Annotated in this window: 12 protein-coding genes; 1 reads left to right on the top strand and 11 read right to left on the bottom strand. The window is 46.1% G+C overall.

The genetic code is table 11. The features are described from left to right. Nucleotides 1-16: 16 nt before the first annotated feature. From GTQ38_RS10425 to GTQ38_RS10390, 8 genes are all read right to left on the bottom strand, one after another. Nucleotides 17-1399 carry a glucoamylase family protein gene (locus GTQ38_RS10425; RefSeq protein WP_161435465.1) on the bottom strand — a complete coding sequence of 461 codons (1383 nt, stop codon included), beginning with the start codon at nucleotides 1397-1399 and terminating at the stop codon, nucleotides 17-19. Next, nucleotides 1392-2762, bottom strand: a complete 1371-nt coding sequence (locus GTQ38_RS10420; RefSeq protein WP_161435464.1) for a glucoamylase family protein — start codon at nucleotides 2760-2762, stop codon at nucleotides 1392-1394. Before GTQ38_RS10420 ends, GTQ38_RS10425 begins: the two co-directional genes overlap by 8 nt. Nucleotides 2763-2789: 27 nt before the next feature. After that, nucleotides 2790-4577 carry a LamG-like jellyroll fold domain-containing protein gene (locus tag GTQ38_RS10415; RefSeq protein ID WP_161435463.1) on the bottom strand — a complete coding sequence of 596 codons (1788 nt, stop codon included), beginning with the start codon at nucleotides 4575-4577 and terminating at the stop codon, nucleotides 2790-2792. Between the two features lie 44 nt (nucleotides 4578-4621). Beyond that, entirely contained in the window at nucleotides 4622-6160 is a 1539-nt protein-coding gene (locus GTQ38_RS10410) for a RagB/SusD family nutrient uptake outer membrane protein (RefSeq protein WP_161435462.1), read from the bottom strand. 7 nt (nucleotides 6161-6167) lie between these two features. After that, nucleotides 6168-9203 carry a SusC/RagA family TonB-linked outer membrane protein gene (locus GTQ38_RS10405; RefSeq protein ID WP_317169066.1) on the bottom strand — a complete coding sequence of 1012 codons (3036 nt, stop codon included), beginning with the start codon at nucleotides 9201-9203 and terminating at the stop codon, nucleotides 6168-6170. Nucleotides 9204-9435: 232 nt separating this feature from the next. Continuing rightward, on the bottom strand, nucleotides 9436-12216 hold the full coding sequence (locus tag GTQ38_RS10400) for a Two component regulator three Y domain-containing protein (RefSeq protein ID WP_238857900.1): 2781 nt from the start codon (nucleotides 12214-12216) through the stop codon (nucleotides 9436-9438). 103 nt (nucleotides 12217-12319) lie between these two features. Further along, entirely contained in the window at nucleotides 12320-14059 is a 1740-nt protein-coding gene (locus GTQ38_RS10395; protein ID WP_161435460.1) for a serine hydrolase domain-containing protein, read from the bottom strand. Between the two features lie 103 nt (nucleotides 14060-14162). Beyond that, a complete protein-coding gene (locus GTQ38_RS10390; protein ID WP_161435459.1) occupies nucleotides 14163-15194 on the bottom strand; it encodes a helix-turn-helix domain-containing protein in 1032 nt (343 codons plus the stop codon). Between the two features lie 319 nt (nucleotides 15195-15513). Here GTQ38_RS10390 and GTQ38_RS10385 point away from each other — a divergent pair, with 319 nt between their 5' ends. Continuing rightward, the gene (locus GTQ38_RS10385; RefSeq protein WP_161435458.1) at nucleotides 15514-16233 is read left to right on the top strand and encodes a hypothetical protein; all 720 of its coding nucleotides are present in this window, start codon (nucleotides 15514-15516) and stop codon (nucleotides 16231-16233) included. On the opposite strand, the gene GTQ38_RS10380 is transcribed toward GTQ38_RS10385, so the two are convergent. From GTQ38_RS10380 to GTQ38_RS10370, 3 genes are all read right to left on the bottom strand, one after another. Next, entirely contained in the window at nucleotides 16230-16646 is a 417-nt protein-coding gene (locus GTQ38_RS10380) for a hypothetical protein (protein ID WP_161435457.1), read from the bottom strand. The two genes, GTQ38_RS10385 and GTQ38_RS10380, sit on opposite strands and share 4 nt — an antisense overlap. A gap of 305 nt (nucleotides 16647-16951) precedes the next feature. After that, nucleotides 16952-18868 (bottom strand): transglycosylase domain-containing protein, encoded by a 1917-nt coding sequence (locus GTQ38_RS10375; RefSeq protein ID WP_161435456.1) that lies wholly within the window; start codon nucleotides 18866-18868, stop codon nucleotides 16952-16954. Further along, entirely contained in the window at nucleotides 18865-19746 is an 882-nt protein-coding gene (locus GTQ38_RS10370; protein WP_161435455.1) for a hypothetical protein, read from the bottom strand. Before GTQ38_RS10370 ends, GTQ38_RS10375 begins: the two co-directional genes overlap by 4 nt.

Below are 19746 nucleotides of genomic sequence, written 5' to 3'. Positions count from 1 at the left end.
ACTGTATTCCGTTTATTCACGGATACGTAAAGCCCAATTTGTCCAGCCCGGATTGAACGGCTTCGTTTTGCATAAAAAGATCCCAGAGTAATCCTGTTCTGTAGTTTTCTATCATGATGATCTGAGGACCTTGATCGATAGCCAAATAAGCATCGGCAACCCAAAAATCGTATTCAGGACTAAAGGCATCGTAGAAACCAGCCGGGCCTAAAAGACGTTCCCTGTTTCGATAGAAGTAATGCATGGCTTTAAGGGATTCTTCCGGACTGTAGGGAATGGAACTAATTGCAGCTGTGGGTGATACCACTCCGGTATCATTTCCCGGTTTGTGAGCAGAATAACCGATTCCGCCATCCGCTGTCCGGGTATAGCTTGCGGTGAGTCCCCAGCAATCCGTTCCATAATCCTTGAAGTTCCCTGGATTTTCCAGGCAGTAATTGTAGTTGATGAGGGTATGATTTACGTTAACACGCCAGTAGTCAGCATATTCATCCCTTAGCCCATTGGGGTTTAAACCCAGGTAGGAATAATGCGCCCAAAAAAGCGGTCCGCCGTATTCCGGAGAGCCTGCATGGCTCAACAAAAGCGGAAAGCCATAGGTTTCTGTGGTGGATCTTATCCCCCCATCCGAGGCCCATCCCTGGGTATAGACTTCTTTTGCTATCCCATAATCTGGCGATGCAGCCGCCAACACATAGGTTATCAATACCTCGTTATACCCCTTTAACTGAAGATTTATGTTGAAATTGAAATCCGGACTCCAATGCCAGTATAGTGTATCTTGATTCTGGGTGTACCAATCCCATTCTATACCCTTCCAAAGCAAATCCGCCTTTTCCGCAAGGTCTTTTTCCTCTGTACTACCGTTCTTGAGATATTCATAAACGCAGATCAGGCCCTGAGCCAGGAATGCTGTTTCTACAAGGTCGCCGCCGTTGTCCTGCGGACTGAATGGGATTACATCTCCCGTTTCTCCATTGATCCAATGGGGCCATGCGCCGTGAAACCGCTCTGCAGACTCGAAAAAAGTCAGGATCTTATCCAGTCTTGCCAGGCCGTCTTGCCTACTGATGAAGTTCCTTTCCATAGCCACAATAATGGCCATAAGACCGAAACCTGAACCTCCGGTAGCAACGGTATTTTGGTCCAAGGTGGGGTTTTGGGGATGATAGCGTTCCTTTGCCGCCCCGGACTTGTCCTCTGCAAAATCCCAAAAGTACTTAAAGGTCTGTTGTTGAACGAGATCCAGCAACTCCCCGTCTTCAATTGCCGGTTCCTCGTTCCCAGGTTCTTCCGCGTCATCGGGAAAGACTATGGGTTGATAGGTGTAATCATCTCCGGAACAGGAACACAGATATGCCGTTAACAGCAAAAGCCACAACGCATTAACTTTACTCATTTTTCTCTAAATAGGTACTGCTAAACCCAAGCTTTTTCAGCCCGTTTTGCACATCTTTGTTTTTCATAAAGATATCCCATAAAAGACCCGTCCGATAATTCTCCACCATCACGGGTATTGGACCCTGGTCTATTGCCAGGTAACGGGGAAGGTACCAATTGTGCTGTAAGCTAAAGGCATCGTAGGGGCCGTATTCACCTATTAGAGAGTCTTGTTCTTTATACATATACCTCAGAAATCTAAGGCTTTCCTCCGGTGTATAGGGCATAGAGGAAAGTGCAGCAGTGGGTGAGATAACCCCGGGATCATCCAATGGACGGTGGGCTGCATAGCCTTTCATGCTGTAGCTGGAAGTTAGCCCCCAGCAGTTTTCTCCATAGCCCTTGTGTCCTTCCGGATTATCCAAAGCATACTTATAATGAATTTTCGCATGGTTTGTATTGAGCTTCCAATAATCCGCATACTGATCTTTTAAACCCTTTGGGTTAAGGCCCAGATAAGAATAATGCGCCCAGAACAAAGGTCCAACGGGAGCATCATCGTGTTCATAATGGTCTAATTCAGTATTCAAGTCATAGAATATAGTATCCTTGCTGATCGCCCCGCTTCTGGCCCAGCCATTTTCATAAACCGCTTTTGAAATACTGTTAGTGGGAGAGGCCGCGGCCAGCACATACATGATAAGACATTCGTTATAGCCACCAACCGGAAAGTTCATTTCCCAACCATAGTTGGGGGACCAGTGCCAGTACAATACCTCTTCCCCATTTTTGGTATACCAATCCCATTCAACCTCTTCCCATAATTTTTGAATACGATCCGCTATGGCCTGTTCTCTCGGAACCGAGGGTTCCATATATTCTTTTACGGTCAAAAGCCCCTGAACCAGAAAAGCTGTTTCTACTAGATCTCCCCCATCATCTTTTTTGCTGAAGGGGTAGGTTTTGCCATTGGGGTTTAACCAATGGGGCCATGCGCCGTGAAAACGATCGGCTTGCTCCAAAAAGTTCAATACCCTTTCAAAGCGATCCAGGGCCTGGGCGCGATTGATAAAACCACGTTCCACCCCTACAATAATGGCCATTAAACCGAAGCCGGAGCCACCGGTGGTGATCACATCTTTGGGGTGATGTGGATATTCGTTGTCCATGTGCAGCCGTTCCCGGGCCAAACCGGAAACTGGTTCCGCTGCTGTCCAGAAATAATCAAAAGTGTGTTTTTGAAGGCTGTCCATTAAAGCAGAATCCGACCATTCGGACTGCGATTCGGAAGTGTTCTGCGAGACTTCCTTTTTAGAAGATTTGTGGCCATTGCACCCAACTATTAAGGATGCAACAGCCACGTAGATTAAAACTAACCTCATAGAATAAAACTAACTAACTCTAATTTTTTAAAGATCGGCATTTCTGATATTCTGAATTTCCTGCTGGGTCAGGGCCTTGTTGTACAATCTCAATTCATCGATAAAACTGAGGTCGGACAAGTGGTTCCATTGGGTAAATCTCGGAGCACCGGAACCAATGGAAAGCAGGTCACATCCTGTCCAATCCACTCCTCCATCCAGAGTGCCCTGAGCCACCACTTCGCCATCAAAGTACACAGCCGCATCCGTACCTGAAATGGTAAAGGCCATATGAACCCACCCTGCGGTAGTCGGGTCTAACGCGGCCACATCCCCTCCGTCAAACCAGGCATCTCCATCGCCGCGGCCTACATTCAGTTTGAATACCTGGCGAGTGGCATCTCCTTCCCTGAAGAATCTGAAACCACTGGTCCTAAGATTCTGAATATCCGGAAACTCCGGCCTTTCAGTATCCTCGGGGCCCATCACTAAAATACCACCTCTTCCGGGTTCGGCATTTACCTTATACCAGAAGGTGGCACTGAATTCGTCCGTTGTCAGACCGTTTGTCGGATAAGTAAGGTAAGAATCCGCACCTCCAGCAAAAGCATCGGTCCCTGCTACGCTTTCACCTGCAAAGCCAGTGGTGCCGACTACGGTTGCTTCCAGGTCTTTGAACAGATCCTTGTTATCTCCATCAAAAGGCATATAGAACATCTCCCCGTCAAAAGTACCAACAAAACCTCCAGCCTCGGAAGTCATAATACCTTGTATTTCAGATTGTGGAAGTGCACGGTTAAAGAGTCTTAACTCATCCATATAGCTGTGATCAGACCTGTGATTCCAGCCGGTAAATCTGGGAGCCCCAGACATGATCGAAAGAATGTCACATCCGGTCCAGTCTACACCGCCTGGCAAGTCGCCCTGACTCACGATCTCCCCATTGATATAAACGGTAGCCTGAGTACCTGAAATGGAAAATGCCATATGGGTCCACCCGGCATCCGTGGAAATATCGGCGGCCGCACCTCCGTCAAACCAGGAGTCGCCATCGCCCCTTCCCACATTCAATTTAAAGCGTTGATTTCCTCCGGCATTTTCGCGGAAAAAACGGAAACCGCTGGTACGATTGTTCTGTGAATCCGGATTGGCTTCATCCGGCGGGCCGATCACCAGTACGCCGGCCCGGTCCGGATCGGCATTTACCTTATACCAAAATACCGCTGTGAACTCGTCTTGCAAAATCCCATCTGTTGCAAAGGAAAGATAGGAATCCGCCGCGCCTGCATAGGCATTTAATCCTACGAATCCCTCTCCGGCAAATCCAGGGGAACCAGTTTCGTCAGCGGCTCTCAGGCCAACAAGGTCAAAATAATCCCCGTCAAAAGGCATATAAAACGTTTCTCCAATGTAAATGGGAACATAAGCGGGTTCTTTGGCAAAGTTCACTGTTGAGGTAGTGTTCTTGCCATCGAGATCCGTTGCCGATACGCTCAGAACATGAGCGCCATCGTCAAGTTTATCGTAGACAAGGTCATCAACCAAAACCCTGCGATAATCCTTAAAACCGCTAAAGCTACCAATATTCTTTCCGTCCAGGGTCACGGCTACAGAAGCCACTTCAATATCGTCCGTTACTTCAAAATCAATAGTGATAGAGGTCACCGCCTCGAGCACCTTGATAGTGGTCCCTTCCTGCGGAAAATTGATCTGTACCTGAGGCGCCGAAGCGTCTGCCCCGGGATCTACCTGAGTTATGGAGTCTATACCGTTATCACATCCCAGAGCGAAAAGCAGGGCTGCGAAAAGGATCAGGAAGTATCTACTTTGTTTCATGAGTCTATCTTTTTTCATCTTATTCTGTTGAAGTTAGTACCTGATTAATCCCCTAAAATCGGGAATTGGTCTACCTGGGTCTGAGGGTAGGGCAGGAAGCTTTTATCTTCGCTAAAGGTTCTGCCGTCGTAGCTCAACTCATCAAACCGACCTAATCTCAGCATATCGAAATAGCGTTTTCCCCATTCCATGCTAAGCTCCGCGTATTTTTCATCAATAATCTGATCCAGTGTGACCCCTGATAACGGCGGCATCCCGGCACGGGTACGAACAAGGTTAACGGCCTGGTCCGCGCTGATAGATCCACCCGAAGCACCCTGCGCCAAGGCTTCGGCATACATTAAGAGGATCTCAGCATATCGGATTATGTTGAAGTTCTTATTACTGCCATAGGCCGTTCTTCCGCTGATAAGCTGATTGGAGGGCAGGTAGTGTTTTCCACTGGCGAAAAGCGCCCGGGCGTAGTCATTGATAAGATCTCCATCGCGAGTGGTATTTGATACAAATCCAGGTAAGGTGGCATAGGCAGGATCCTCTTGCAGTACTGCTATTCCCCTATCTGTGAACAACACACTTGTCTCCAGGCGTACGGTCTCACCGCGGTCCAGCATAAATTTTATAAACTTCATACTGGGTTCAAAGAAACCCCATCCGCTGCTGGCGCCTTCTACCGCCGGGGTCCAGTTTTGCGGTCCGTAAGGTGCATAGAGATGTCCTTCCCGGTCTCCCTCTCCCTGTCCAAAATCGGAATACTGCATATCCAGGATACTTTCATCACTGAGTTTCCCCGGGGTTTTGAATAGCTCATAATAATCAGGATAAAGGCTGAAAGCGCCTGAATTGATAATTTCTGCGGTGGCATCGGCTACTGCCTGGTAATTCTTGAGTTCCTGATTGGCCAGGGCCTTTATAGCCAGAGCGGTATAGCGGGTAACCCCGCCGGGCAGGTCTGTGCGTTCATTAGGCCTTACCGCAAGCAGAAACGGAATGGCCTCGTCCATTTGGTCTGAGATATGTTGCATAACCTCATCCTTGGTAGGTACCACCTCAACATCGGATAACACAGCGGTATCTGAGGTTTCCGGGATAAATACATCGCCCCAGACCTGGGATATATGGAAGAGCATAATGGCCCGAAGCACCTTGGCTTCCGCTATATAGCTATCCCCCAAGGCCTTACCTTCATCATCCGCCAGCTCCTGGAAACGTGCGATCTGCTCCATAGCGGTATGGGCGGAAATAATATCCACATAGATGTTCTCCCAAAGGGAATTATACATCCAATAGTCCTTGTTATAATTAAAAATGTCGGTTTCAGCGAAGTCCTGCTGATCTCCTAGCCCTCCTGCATTGACATCGTCACCCCTAACGGCGATGAGCAGAGGTTGCTCCCAGCCGCGGGATTGAAAGGCCTCATACACTCCTACGATAGAGAGCTGCATATCCTCTGTCTTGGTAAAATCCGTTCCTCCGGCAAAGTTGTTGTTTAGCTCTGGTTCGTCTAATTTGTCCGTGCATCCCCAAATGGCGAGCAGTAGCAGCGCCAGATAGGTCAATGAATTTGTTTTCCTTAGCTTTTTCATAGTAATTTCAGATTTTAATGTTCACCCCAATAGTGTAAACTGCCGGAATGGGATAGGTTTGATTATCCACTCCGTTGGCCACCTCAGGATTAAATCCGTTATAATCAAAAACGGTAAGCGGTTTCTCAGCCGTTACGTAAATTCTGGTCTGCGGAATGCCATTAAGGGTACCGTTACGGTTAATCGTATATCCCAGAGTAATATTCTGTATCCTAAAGAAGTCTCCGTCCTCCACGAAGTAATCGCTCAGGCGTTGGTTCCAGCCTTTTCTGATGCCGGCCGCTGAAGGGTAGCTATTTGTAGTCCCTTCCCCATGCCACCGATTAATTGCAAAATCGCGATCTACATTGGTGTCATTGGTAAATATCACCTCACCCCGTTTTCTGTTGAGGATCTTGTTTCCTCCCTGGCCAATGGCACTGGCCGAGAAATCCCATGCCTTATAATTGAACCCAAGGTTGAAACCAAAAGAGTAGGACGGCAGAAAAGACCCGAGCACCGTACGGTCATCATCCGTAATATCACCATCTCCGTTGATGTCTCTATATTTAAAATCCCCTGGCTCCAGTCCGTTGGCTACCGCTACAGGATCTGCCTGGATCTCGGCATCGTTCTGATACACTCCGGCCACCTCCCGACCAAAGAATGCGAACAGAGATTCACCGACTATGGAACGTTGCCTGAATTCCGCTGTTCCCGCATCGAGGAATGGCTGTCCGCCAAGGTCTCTGACCTCATTGGTCAAAGTGGCAACATTGGCGCCGATGGTATAATTGAAATCTTCGGATACCTGCTTGCTCCAGTTCAGAGCCAGTTCGAACCCTGTATTTCTGATCTCACCAATGTTCTGCCTTGTAGTCCCCGGGATCAACGGTCGTTCTACGGGAATCACGGCATCCCTGGTGTTTCTTACATAATAGTCTGCTTCAATGGCCAGATTGTTATTGAACATTCTTGCAGAAAGCCCTCCGTTGATCTCCTCAGTCACCTCCCATTTGAGGGTGGTAAAATCACTACTGGTGTTTACCCCGCTAAACAGTACATCCCCTAAGGCTGTTGTCACTGTATTGGAGGTGATGGATCCCTCACTGGAGGGTACCTTATCGTTCCCCAGCTCGCCCCAACTGGCACGTAGTTTTAGAAAATCGAATATGCCGTTGTTCTCCATAAAAGACTCCCCGGTCACAACCCAACCGGCACCAACAGTGGGGAAGTAACCCCATTTTTCCTGGTATTTATTGGTCCCATCTGCCCTGTAGGTACCGTAAAGCAAGTAGCGGTTGTCAAAATTATAGGAAACCCGGCCAAAGAAAGACAGCCCGTATTCTCTTCTACCGTCATCCCTGGTAACCCGATTGCCATTTTCTTCTTCAACTATAGTTTCAGCCAAATCTATAAAGTAGGCCTCTTCCCCGGTAAGCGGGAAATTCAGTCCTTTGGCTTGCAGCAGATCAAAAGCTTCATCCCGGAAAGAGGACCCTCCGAGTACCGTAAGGTTGTGTTTGCCGAAGGTGTCCGTATAGGTCAGGGTGTTATCCCATATCTGGTTAGACACTGTGGTATTGCGCTTGAGGATGGAGGCATCTTCGCGCTGGAAGTTGTTTCCGATAAAGTAAGGAAGCCTGATCTCTCTTCGGTCAACCGTTTCAAAATTATGGTTATACGCGGTTCGGAATACCAGTTTTTCCGGGATCAGGTTGATCTCCGCGTAGAAGTTTGCCAGGATGTTGCGGATCCGATTCCGGTTCTCGCTGAAATCCATGGTGGGAAATGGGTTTTGACCTCCCCGGTATCCCAGATCCTGAGCATTGGCATAATTGGTCGGGAATACATTTGGATCGTCCAGCAAAAGGGGGTCAAGAACCGGGAGGATTGGTACCGCAAAATAGGCCAGCCTCCAGGCGGAGTCTTCCGGATCAAAGCGGGTGGCGTTACTCAATACCACATTCCCGCCCAGGGTAAGCCATTCATTGACTTTAAAGTCTAGCTTGCTTCTGAGGTTAAAACGCTCGTATTCATTTTTCATTTTGAGCAGACCCTGCTGTTCAAAGTAGTTTGCTCCAATAGCGTAGGTCGCGGTTTCGCTTCCCCCGGTAACATTGATACTGTGATTTTGAATTATCGCAGTGCGCATGATCTCATCGTACCAATCCGTGTTCACATCCGGAACATTCGGGTTGATCCTACTTCGTCCGTAGCGTTGCATGGCATTGAGAATAAACTGGGCATCCGGTTCTGATCCTGATTCCAGCGCAATCCTTGTAAACTGTTCCGCATTAGCCACCTTTAGTACATTCTGCGCAACCTGGTAACCCGAATAGCCATTATAGGTGATCTGGGCTTTCTGGTTGAATTTACCTGACTTTGTCTCGATCAATACCACCCCGTTGGCAGCCCGAACTCCGTAAATGGCAGCCGCCGAGGCATCTTTTAGTACAGAAATGGACTCAATATCTGCCGGGTTCAGAAAATCAATATCGTCAAAGAAGGCCCCGTCTACCACAAATAGTGGAGAACTGGGGTCGCTTGCATCGTTCAGGTCGGTATCGTAAGAACCAATACCCCTTACCCGCACTGTGGGCGACTGTCCCGGACTACCGTTATTGACAATTTGCAATCCTGCCACTCTTCCCTGCAAGGCTTGCATAGCCTGACCTACGGGAGCGATATCCAAGACCTCAGAATCTACAGTTGTAATGGCTGATGTCAGGTCTTTTACTTTCAATTCACCATAACCAACAACAACCACCTCATCCAGTGCCTGGGTGTCTTCCTGGAGTACTACATTGATAGTCGTTTGCCCATTAATTACGACTTCCTGTGATGCAAAACCGATATAACTAAATACCAACGTCCCGTTTCCCGGGAGGTTACCCAACACATAGTTCCCATCAAAATCCGTTTGAGTTCCTGTTGAAGTTCCCTTAAGCACCACACTGGCACCAGGCAGGGGTGTGCCATCAGTATCGGTAACCACACCGGATACGCTAACAGTCTGTTGTGCATGTGCAAAAAAGGAGAACAATAAAAAACAGATTATCAATAATTTGTTTTGTATTTTCATAAATGTTCAATAATTCAGTTAGATTTTTACTAAATTATTAAACAGCTGTGCCAGGAAGCGGAAATCGGATTACATAAAAAATACATCATCAAGCAGCCCGGTTGGAATGCCTGCTTTCTCGGGTTTTGCAGTAGTAAATACATCAGATCCTAAAAAAACTTTAACAAAGTGATGTAGAAATGATGTAGTCGTAAAAAGCCCGGTTGTTAGCTTATTTTAAGGTGATTAAGAAGTTTGAGATGTTTTGTGAAGCATCGATTGCCAGCTTTTTTCGCAGTCTGTACCGATGTATCTCTACTCCTCGGGTTGAAATTCCCATGAGGGGAGCGATCTCTTTGGAAGACAGATTCATTTTCAAATAGGCACTCAATTTCAGATCTTTTGGTGTAAGACTGGGATATCGATCCAGAAGGATCTCAAAAAAGTCTTCGTGCAGTTCCTTGAAGTTTACTTCGAACCGTTGCCAGTCGTCATCGTCATTAATAGAACTGTTCAGCTTTTTGATGAATGCCCGGTAGCGCTGCTGATTAGAAAACTTGTCCTTATTCATAAGAAGCAAGTTCTTCAGTTCCAGGATCAGTTCATTCTTTTTGGCCACATTCATGGTGGTACTGGCCAGTTCCTTTTGCTTTAACTTTACTTCTTTGGCAAGTTTTTCCTTTTCAAGGCGGGCGAGGTGTTCTTCCTGCTCACGGTGGAGCTTTTCCTTTAATTTAAGGTGTCTTTTCTCCAGCTTCTGGCGGTTGTAGTGCCTTACCAAAAAGAAGACACCCAAAATGCCGAGAAAATAGCAGAGTACGCTCCAGTTAGACAGGTACCAGGGAGGATCAATTTCAAAAGTGATCATCGCAGGAGCGGAACGTTCGTTGTCTATACCCACCGTAGAAACCTCCAGGCTGTAATCCCCGAAAGGTAGGTTCTGAAAGTTCAGGGTTCCTGTATCCATATAAGCCGAATCCTGTATGGAACCTCTCAGTTTATAGTAGTACCTGGGCCTCACAACGCTGGCGGCTGCAAATTTTAGGGTAAGATCCCGGGATCTTTTATAAGGTACCGCAAAAGACCTTTCAATAATGGCATGTGGCCCTTCTGTATCTGCAAAGGCGTTCAATTCCGGGGTGGGGAGTTCAAGGGCGTTCAGATATTCCTTGAATTGTGATCGATTGAGCCTCCCGAAACCGTCGGTAAGGGTAAAATAATAAACAGAGTCATTTAATTGTATGATCTTTTCCGCTTCCTCGGCCAGTCTTCGTTTGAGTTGAGCATCATCAAGAATGAGCTTTTCTTCCTTGAGGTCGGTATAGATGAGCTCTCTGGTACCGTTATTATCTATAAACCAATAGTGCTCGTCATCAAAATGAACCAGATTCTTATTGTTGTAAGCCTGAAACTCCTGAAAGGGCTCTATACTGCCCAGAATTGGGTCGTACTTGTACCATTTTCCTTCGCTTAACAGTACAATCTGATTTTTGATGTTATAGACCCTTACGTTATAGATATTCGGGATCGCATCATCCCGAAACTCTTCACTTTTCACTACCGCATCACGGTTTTCATTCAAATGAACACGGAACAATCCTTTGTATGGGTGTGCTACCCATAAGGTGTTATGGTTTTCAAAACAGAGATACTTGACGGGAAAATTTATTCCGGGTACAGCCCTGACCATCCAGTCCCCGTTAGCCTGTTTGGTATATTTGGCTATACCGGTATAGGTTCCCTGAAGGAAAGCCGCGGTTGTTTCCGGAATTTTTATCATTTGATATCCCCCGGAAATATCAGATACCCTGCTCAACTGTTCTTTTTCAATTTTAAATGTCCCGGTGTTGTGCCCGCAAAGAAGTTCGCCTTCCACCACTTCCAGATCCCAAACATGGCCCTGGGTACCTTCAACAAATTTCAGCTGGTCCTCTTCAAAATAGTAGACCCCTGTATTGCTCCCGAGGTAGGCCACCTCGTTATAAATGGCCAGATCGTAAACAGTTCCCACCGCCCCGGAATAATCCGTATAGTAGGTAAGGGGATTGTTCAACTGCAAGCGGTCTATACCGTTATCCAGGCCTACCCATAGCTGGTCTTCGTATTGCAGCATGGAGAGCACCGTATTGTTTTGCAAACCCAGTTGCCTGTTTAGCCTTTTAAAACTGTCTTGTGCAGGATCGTAAAAATAGATGCCTCCTTTTATGGTACCAAAGGCTATTCTTCCGTCTTCAAGGGGCAATGCCTGGTTAAGCTGATGTTGCTTTAGAGAAGCATTCACTTTGGTTTCATATGGGGATAGCTCATCATCAGCCCCAAGTGTATAGCAACCGTTTAATTTAGTACTGATCAACAATTCTTCACCCACCAGGTCCATATCCACAACCACCTTTCGGTCCAGTAGAGGATGATTCCCGTGTGTCAAAAGTTCATTATCCGATAGCCAATACAAACCTTCATGACCACCTGCCAGAAATACCCTGTCCCGAAAAACCGTCATATTGGTAATTACGAAAGGAGGTTTTACAACTTTGATGGTGTCTTCCTTATATAAATAGATGCCGGCGAAAGACCTGAATATGATCACATCCTTGTAAGGAAGGATCTGCCAGAACTCCTCACTGGTGAATTCGTGATCTTTGATCAAATGCGTTAGGGAAGTATATTCAAGCGGACCTTCAGCAGTTCTTGTCCAATATCCAAACTCTTCATAGGAACCGGTGTATATCCTATCGCCTATACTAGCCACCGACCGAATGGTCGTCTTATTCGGCAGTTGGTAGAGTTGCCATTCCTCCCCATTATAATGTAAAAGCCCTTTGTTGTTCGCGCCAAAAAGCTCCCCATTACCGCTTGCGGATAAACTCCAGTTCTTACTCGCAGCACCGTAGTCGAATGTCCTGTAGTTGGTTATAGGTGGAAGCAGGTTCTGGCCCACAATGCAGACCGGGGCCAGCAAAAGCAACCATAGAAAACCTAATATTTTGTTCTGCGATCTCAGGTACACTTGCATTTAGATTAAGCGTAGCTAAAGTTACAAAAACAAAATAGCCAGGCCTTGCTTACTCGATACAGGTAAGCTAGTTAAACCCGGATACAATCACATATCTTCTTTTTCAGGAAGGTTTCTTTGCTGTTTGTAAAGCATTTATTCTTGAAAAACTCAGGTTTTGTACCGCTTGGTTTCCAACCTTAAACGCCAAAACCTGCCCGTTTTCGTCAATTTGAAATTCCACACTTCCTGCGAACCACTGATCGGCGTCAAAGATCTTTTTGTTAATCGGACTTAAGTTTACCTTTCCTATCTTAGGATGATACATTTGTAGCCCGCCATCGGCAGTGGTGATACGGAAAACGGTACCCGTAACCTCAGAATAATACTCTCCGGTATATTTTTCCAGATCCTTTGTGGACAGGGCTACGGCTGCGTATTTTTCAAAATAAATAGGGTAGGCTTCTCCGCTTATATAGTCCATTGATCGGTTACCATCTTCATTTTTGAATTCCAGGTAGATCTGGTCATCAAAACCGGTATCCAGTTGAAAGCGGTCCTTACCCAACGGGATCAAAGGAGATTCGTATCCATTGGTCCTGACGTACCTTAAAGTATCGTTTTTCAGGTCAATCTCCCTGGAAATCCCTATGGATTGGTCCCAATATGTCCCACAGTAAGTCAGCAGCTTTTTGGTATTGAGATTTTTGACATTCAACTTGTCATAATCCACCGTAGCAGGCTCCGGAAACAACTCTTCCAAATAAAGATATGCGGATTGCATTCCCAGATAACCCGTGTAGGGTGCCCCGCTATTGCTTAAAACTACAACCGCAAATTCGTGATCCCTGAATTTAAAGATGGAGCTGGTATACCCGCCAAGACTGCCCATACAATACACTTCATGCATTCCCCTTTCCTTGTGAATGTATTGCTGCCCCAGGGTGTATTTGCCGGCGGGGGTATTGAAAAGCCTGCTATCCGCATTTTTTACGGTTTCCTCAAGCCGGCCGATCAGTGCTTTGGAGCCAACTCTGGGTTCTAACAGATGAGCTTCCCAGATCATCAGGTCTTCTACGGAGGAATAGATATTCGATGCCCCAAACGGGCCGTGGTTCAACTTTGATTCGATATACGATTCTCCTTGCTGACGGTATGGCAAAGCAAGGTTGCCCACAGCTTCCGAAAGGGTATCCCTAACCAGGGTGTTTTTCATCCCCAGAGGCTTGAATATTTCATCGGTCATATAGTCGGCGTACGATTTACCGGATACCTTGGAAATTACCTCAGCGAGGATCATTAAGCCGGTGTCTGTATGAGCGAAATCCGTACCGGGTTTGAAGGTCAATTCCTTTTGATTCTTTAGAAGCTGCAGTGCATGTTGCTGGGTAAACTCATCTTCCATTCCCCAGCCGGCCAGGGCCTTGAGCGGCCAGTAGCCATAATATCCGTGCGATTGTTGCAAGAGGTTATTCAAGCTTACCTCTCCGGCCCGCGGAATACTCTCCGGAAAATATTTGTCCAGGGTATCCTCCAGGCTTAGCTTGCCTTCTTTTTCCAAAAGCAAAACGGCAAAGGCTGTAAAATGTCTGGAAAGCTCCGCCAATTGAAACCTGGTTTGCGGTGTTATGGGCACCTTGCCTTTTACATCGGCCATCCCAAATCCTTTTTGGTACACCAACTTTCCCTGACTTTGAATCGCTACGGCTACTCCAGGCCTGTCTGGGTTATCCCATTCCGAAAAGAGGGAATCCAGCTGTTTCTCGCTTACATTTGCAGGCTTTTGTACATCCGGAATCTGAGTCCTGGTAATTTGTGGTAATAGTGATAATAGTAGTGCGAAGAGGACGCTGTAATTTTTCATTTGAAGGGTTTCCGGTAATACTAATACAGCTACCCAAAAATCTGTTCGTTAAATATAATCCGGGAGTAGCAGGTTATAAATCAGAACGGCCGGGGATCATGAATTATTTAAATCGTGAGGGAGTTGTGCCTGTCTCTTTTTTGAAGGCGTTGTAGAAGGCCGACTTGGAGTTGAAGCCGCAATCATAGGCTATAGCTTCCAGTGAAAAGGAAGGTTTATCCTTGATCAGGGCTGTAGCCTCCAGTATTCTGAACTTGTTCAGGTAATTCGGGAAGTTAATACCAAGATGCTCATTGAGCAGTTGCGAAAGTCTGTGAGGAGAAGTATTGAGCTGCTTGGCTACTTCCGGAAGGGTGATGTTCGGATTCTTATAAAGTTGTTCCTTTACCATGAGGTCTTCCAGGGTTTTTATCAGTCGACCGGCTTCGTCAGCCGAAATGGATTTGTCCCCGTATTTAGGGGGATACCGGAATAGCAAGGTGTTTTTCTTTTTTGCAAAGAACAGCAGGGTAACCAGCAGATAAAAAATAAAGGTAAAGCAGATAGAACCAAGGATATAGGAAGTGTATCCCACAGTGTTAAAGGCAACCCATATCAAAAGGTTACCCAGGTAAATGCTGAGAATCCAAAGTTCAAAACTTCCCCTTCTTATCATTTGCAGCTTCAGGCCTTTTAGGGCATTTCTCAATAACCATCCGGAGGCGATCAGGTAAACAAGCCATTGCAGATATATGATGTAAATGAACACATTGATCCACAATTTGAGGTATTGAGTTCTGGGAAAGGCCCCAAACAAGACCAACGCGGCGGGTATCAGAAACAGCAGGTGGAATCCCAGGGACCTTTTATACGAGGCTTTTGGCCTGGTGGCAGAAAAGGTGTAGAAATACAAAAGCGGACCGATAAACCAGCAGGCTATGAGGCCAGTCTGAATGTATATCACCGCCAGGTCCGGATTAAAATAATAAAAGACAGACTTACCTACCCGAATGCTCAAGGCAAGCAACAGGGCACCCAGAAAAAGATGCGAATGGTGTTTTGGTCTGGCAAAAAACAAGAAATAAGCTCCCATAACCAGCCCGTTAAAGGCTCCCAGGGCACTGAAGAAAAAAAGAAGTTCTCTGCTTACTTCCATAGCGAGAGGCCATGTTTGGCCTTAAAATTAACATAATTCTTTGAAGCGGGCCCCTGGGATTTTCTTAGAATTTTGATAAAAAATCTCCCTGCCATCTCATTGTTTTAAAATGCTGGTCACTCTTAATTCAAGAACAAAACCGCACTCGTTCATTCTCAAGCTGTTTTTTTAACTGAATTTGAGGGTCCGGTAAAATAAGTAAGCCGGGAAATCGTTATAAAATAGCAGCCCTATACAAATCTTCTTACTTAGCAACACCTATCCAAAATATGCCTTATATGGCTTTTTTTGGTGCTTGGTATAAGAGAACACATGATCAATGGGGCACAAGCCAACATACAATAAATCCTGGAACGCCGTTTACCATTACCTGGAAGACCCCGGTAATCTGGAAAAACACCGGCAATTCTACAATTGCGTGGAGCCGCTGATCAAGCACTGGCTCCTAAGGCTTGGTATTAAAACCGATTTGGAGGGGCACGCTAAAAGCATTTTTTCCGACCTGTTCGTTAAAGAGTTGAAACGATATCGCTCAGGGAAACTGCTGCCCGTAAATTGCACTGCCCAGGTTACTTCTTATTACTATCCGGTTATCCGAAATCTGTGCATCGACTATGTGAATGTGCTGAATTCCAGGATTCCTTTGAGTTACGACACAACACCTCCCGAGCCCGAAGCTATCCCTGGAGTTTTTGACAGCCTTTGGGGAGAGCATAAGAACACCGTATTGCTGGAAATGAACCGCAGTGTGAGCGACTATATTGAATATTCAAACTACGAGCCTTTAAAAAAAGAATTCCTGAGAAAGCGGTTCATACAGGGAAAGAAGATCCTGGATATCCTGAACGGCGTAGACAAAAGGGAGTTCGAAGCACAACGAAAATGGATATGCAGACAGGGTAAAAAGATCGCAAGCCTGATTGCCAATAAGATTCTGCCCGCGATCATAGATTGTTACAGGCTACCCATCAACAGGCATATAGACCCCAAGATCATTGAGAAGCACCTGCTAGGTGCCCAGACCAAAGCAGTAGTCTAATACAAAACCTTTAAAAGATCACGGACTTCTTCCTTATAAGCCTGAATCAGTTCAAACCTGGATTTGGCAGGAGTCGCTTTAGTCTGCTTCCCTATTTCCGGGAACAGATCTTCCAAAGCATTCTCCCCATCAAAATCAAAGGAGTCTGATCCGAATTCCGGGTGGTGCATTTGCGCGATCCGGATCTTTACCGGAAATTCCTCATCGAACCTGGCTCTTCTCCAGATCGCCATCCTGAATTCCGGTTCCAGGGTGGTTTCACCATTTAGATAGGCCTGGTAGAGCAGTAGCAGCCGGATACCTAAAATGTCGTGTTTCAACTGCTGTCCATCCCGTATTTCTTCGCTTTCAGGAGGGTTTTCCCTATTGGCCTTGTTGTTTATTTCGACCTCTTTTTTGTACAGATCATTCATCACCTACATTTCACTTTTTGAATAAGCGTTTCTACTTGCAGTACTGTGGTTTGGCCTTTTGTTTAACGAATGAGGTTAAACGCAATTTGCGGTCTGGTCGCGATAAGAAGGTAAGAAGTACAACACTTGAAACAACGGGGCCCGATGTTTACTTTAGCCGGTAAGTCTCAATATATACCGTTTGGTACATTTTTGTTATTATCGCTTTGATAACGTTTCAATCTGGTAGCAAGTAGTTTTTACTTCAAATAAATACGAGATATTAAGTATATATGGATCAATAGTTTAAAACTAGCGAAAAAAAACTAATTATACAATTGAGCATAGGCCATAGCAGCCAGGATCCCGGCAGAGCCAGCCCCTGATTTTGAGGGTATTTCCGGTGCTCCTTTGGTACTTAGCATGCCCTTCTCATTTTTAACATAACCGGCCCAGGCCACAATCAGTTTTTTGCCATCGCTTAAAACCGTCCAGCCGTCTTTTGCTTTACCCGTCGTACCGGTTTTTCCGTAGTATTGCCTGTTTTCCGGCAAAAAACGGATCAGCCGGTGGCAGGTGCCCCCGGCTTCAAATGCGCCAGGTAAAAGCGCTTTGATCCTATCCGAATTCTTGATGGAATACAGCGGCTTCTGCCTCTGATCTCTGAAATCAAAAATAGTGTCCTGCAAACGCGGGTTGACAATATACTTCCAAGGACTAAGCGTAACAATTCTGCCCTCGTTAAAAAGCATTTGGTAGGCCTGGGCCACTTCCCAGGGTGTCATGGTCCTCGTCCCCAGAACATAAGACTCCCCAAGAATATAGGAGGGATTTGATGCTATATCCATTTCCGCCAGGCTGGATTCCACCTCGCGGGCAACTTCCAGGGGGTCGGTATACACCCGATGGTTAACCGCGGCCTTATTGAGGCTGTACTTCAAGACATCCCTGACCAGCACCTCTTTGTTGCGCATTTTTTTGCTGACATTGTCGGGGTTATAACGGTATTCTTTAAGGTCGCCATTAAACAGCCGGGTGTCCTCGTTAAAATCGTAATTCTCAAAAAGTTCCAGGAAAACCAGCGGCTTTAATATGGATCCACACTGGAAACCACTGCCATAATCCGTAAAATTCGCAATAGCCGCATTGCTTTCGCGATTCCCTAGAGTGGCTTCAATCAATCCGGTTTCAATATCCACCGCCAGCAATGAAACCTCCAGGTTGTAACCCTTCCGGAACAGGCTGGAACCAAACCGTTTCTTAAATCGCTCCACAGCCTTCTGCAATTGTTCCTGATTTTCCTGTTTAATAGAAGAAATGTATTGCACCGCGAAATAGTCTTTGGCTTTACCCCGTTTGCCAGACAGGAAATTGGTAAGCGCGGAAGTCTTTCTCAACTGATTACCGCCGGAAAAACCCAGCTCCATCTTTTTCATCTTTGCCAGCCTTTGGCGATCCTCTTCAGAATCATCCGTAATAAGGCTAAAATAAGCTAGCATACGATCTTTGATCACTTCCCGGTTGGCGTACCTATCAGAACATAACTTTTTGAGTTCGTAACCTCCTTTGAGTGTCTTTACTGTGAGCAACATTTCCAAGTCATTCAGCTCGTGCGGAGGCCTGTTAAAAACGGCATAGGAAGCCATAATGAGTCCGGAAAAATCCCGTTCGTACCAAAAGTTACCTGAATAATTGGTATAGGCCATTAAGATCTCCTCCGGGCTTGCGGATTTTACCATTTGGAAAGCCGCCAGCTGTTCCCCGTATTTCCGTGACAGGTAAATCGTTCCCAGGCCGTCCTTTTTATGGATGGCATTTTTTAGAAGTTGCTGCGGGATATTGGATCCCCCGTCTGCCTTCCCTTTGAACAATCGGGCGATGCCTGAAAAAGACATCCCATAAACATTGTCTTTCCCGAACTCAAAAAAGTTCTTGCTCTCCACTTTGGTAAGAAAGTAGATATAGTTTTCCGGCAATTCCTGGTAAGACATCACCGGGACAATTGGGAATTTATTCAATTCACCCTTCTTGTTGAGTTTTTCGAGTTCCTCCTGGGTAAGGCGGTTATTAAGAATGGTTTTCTCTCCGAAAATGGCCAATACGTTGTGGTCCTCATCCCTTACCGCGGAAATGAAATGCGAATTGGGTTCGAGTTTCATCTGCAATGGCCATAGGATGTGAAATAGTATCAGGGCCAGAAAAACCGCTATGATAGATAGTATGGCTTTAAGACCGTCACTCATAATGCTTTTCTTTTTTCAAAGTCCGCGATGAATCGTACGAGCTGATAAAGGGCCGGGCATACCCATCGCCAAAAAACAAACAGTAATCCTCCGTTGAAAAGTATGGACACAAATAGTCCGAAACTGGAGGGAGAATACATGCGGATGTACGCCGGCAAGAGAAAAAGCATTCCAAGGGCCACAAAAAATATTCCCGTTTTTCGCTGTGAACGAAAGATGTCTGACAGCCAATTCAAACGGATCGACAATACTTCTGAATTCAGAGCGGCCTTGACCCAATCGTAGTGGAAATGCATCCAGGCAGCGATAAAGAGGCAGGCCGTAAAATGAAGCCTGGCCAGAAAAACCGCAAAAAAATTGTGAAATATACGCCATCCGCTTCCGAAGGTCTGAAATGGATATGAGAGGTAGAGCAAAGTCTCAAAGAACATGAACAGGCCCAAACACATGAACTGCAGCTTTAGCCTGTCATGTGCCAGGTTGAAACTGGAGGTGATATTGAGTTTGCTCAGGCAATACAATACCGCATAAAGTCCCGAAAAATAAGATAGGGTATGCAAGCCAAAATAAGACAAAGGGTACTTAAGGCTGCGCAGGGGTGAAAGCAATTCAGATCCGTACCAATACACGTTGTTGATCAGGATATTGTATTCGATGATACTGGAGGAAATGCTCAGGCAGAAGGCAGAAAAGAGCAATTTGCTGAACAAAAAGCAGAGCAGGCTAATACTCATGCCTATGAGCAAGACCACCAGGGTTCCCAGGCCTTCCTCTCGCGCAACTTTTCTATTGAACCAATATTTCCTCGGTATATAAAATAAAATGCATGCCAGCAATGCCAACCCTATAAGCATTAGATAAACTACTACTGCTGGCAT

The organism is Poritiphilus flavus (genome assembly GCF_009901585.1).
GTDB lineage: Bacteria > Bacteroidota > Bacteroidia > Flavobacteriales > Flavobacteriaceae > Poritiphilus > Poritiphilus flavus.
The sequence above is the reverse complement of the archived record's forward strand: the minus strand, read 5'-3'. Positions and strand labels throughout refer to the sequence as shown.

What these genes read in the sequence shown, in the direction of transcription:
- GTQ38_RS10425 (WP_161435465.1), bottom strand. Translation starts at nt 1,399, where the DNA reads ATGAGTAAAGTTAATGCGTTGTGGCTTTTGCTGTTAACGGCATATCTG.
- GTQ38_RS10420 (WP_161435464.1), bottom strand. Translation starts at nt 2,762, where the DNA reads ATGAGGTTAGTTTTAATCTACGTGGCTGTTGCATCCTTAATAGTTGGG.
- GTQ38_RS10415 (WP_161435463.1), bottom strand. Translation starts at nt 4,577, where the DNA reads ATGAAACAAAGTAGATACTTCCTGATCCTTTTCGCAGCCCTGCTTTTC.
- GTQ38_RS10410 (WP_161435462.1), bottom strand. Translation starts at nt 6,160, where the DNA reads ATGAAAAAGCTAAGGAAAACAAATTCATTGACCTATCTGGCGCTGCTA.
- GTQ38_RS10400 (WP_238857900.1), bottom strand. Translation starts at nt 12,216, where the DNA reads ATGCAAGTGTACCTGAGATCGCAGAACAAAATATTAGGTTTTCTATGG.
- GTQ38_RS10395 (WP_161435460.1), bottom strand. Translation starts at nt 14,059, where the DNA reads ATGAAAAATTACAGCGTCCTCTTCGCACTACTATTATCACTATTACCA.
- GTQ38_RS10390 (WP_161435459.1), bottom strand. Translation starts at nt 15,194, where the DNA reads ATGGAAGTAAGCAGAGAACTTCTTTTTTTCTTCAGTGCCCTGGGAGCC.
- GTQ38_RS10385 (WP_161435458.1), top strand. Translation starts at nt 15,514, where the DNA reads ATGGGGCACAAGCCAACATACAATAAATCCTGGAACGCCGTTTACCAT.
- GTQ38_RS10380 (WP_161435457.1), bottom strand. Translation starts at nt 16,646, where the DNA reads ATGAATGATCTGTACAAAAAAGAGGTCGAAATAAACAACAAGGCCAAT.
- GTQ38_RS10375 (WP_161435456.1), bottom strand. Translation starts at nt 18,868, where the DNA reads ATGAGTGACGGTCTTAAAGCCATACTATCTATCATAGCGGTTTTTCTG.
- GTQ38_RS10370 (WP_161435455.1), bottom strand. Translation starts at nt 19,746, where the DNA reads ATGCCAGCAGTAGTAGTTTATCTAATGCTTATAGGGTTGGCATTGCTG.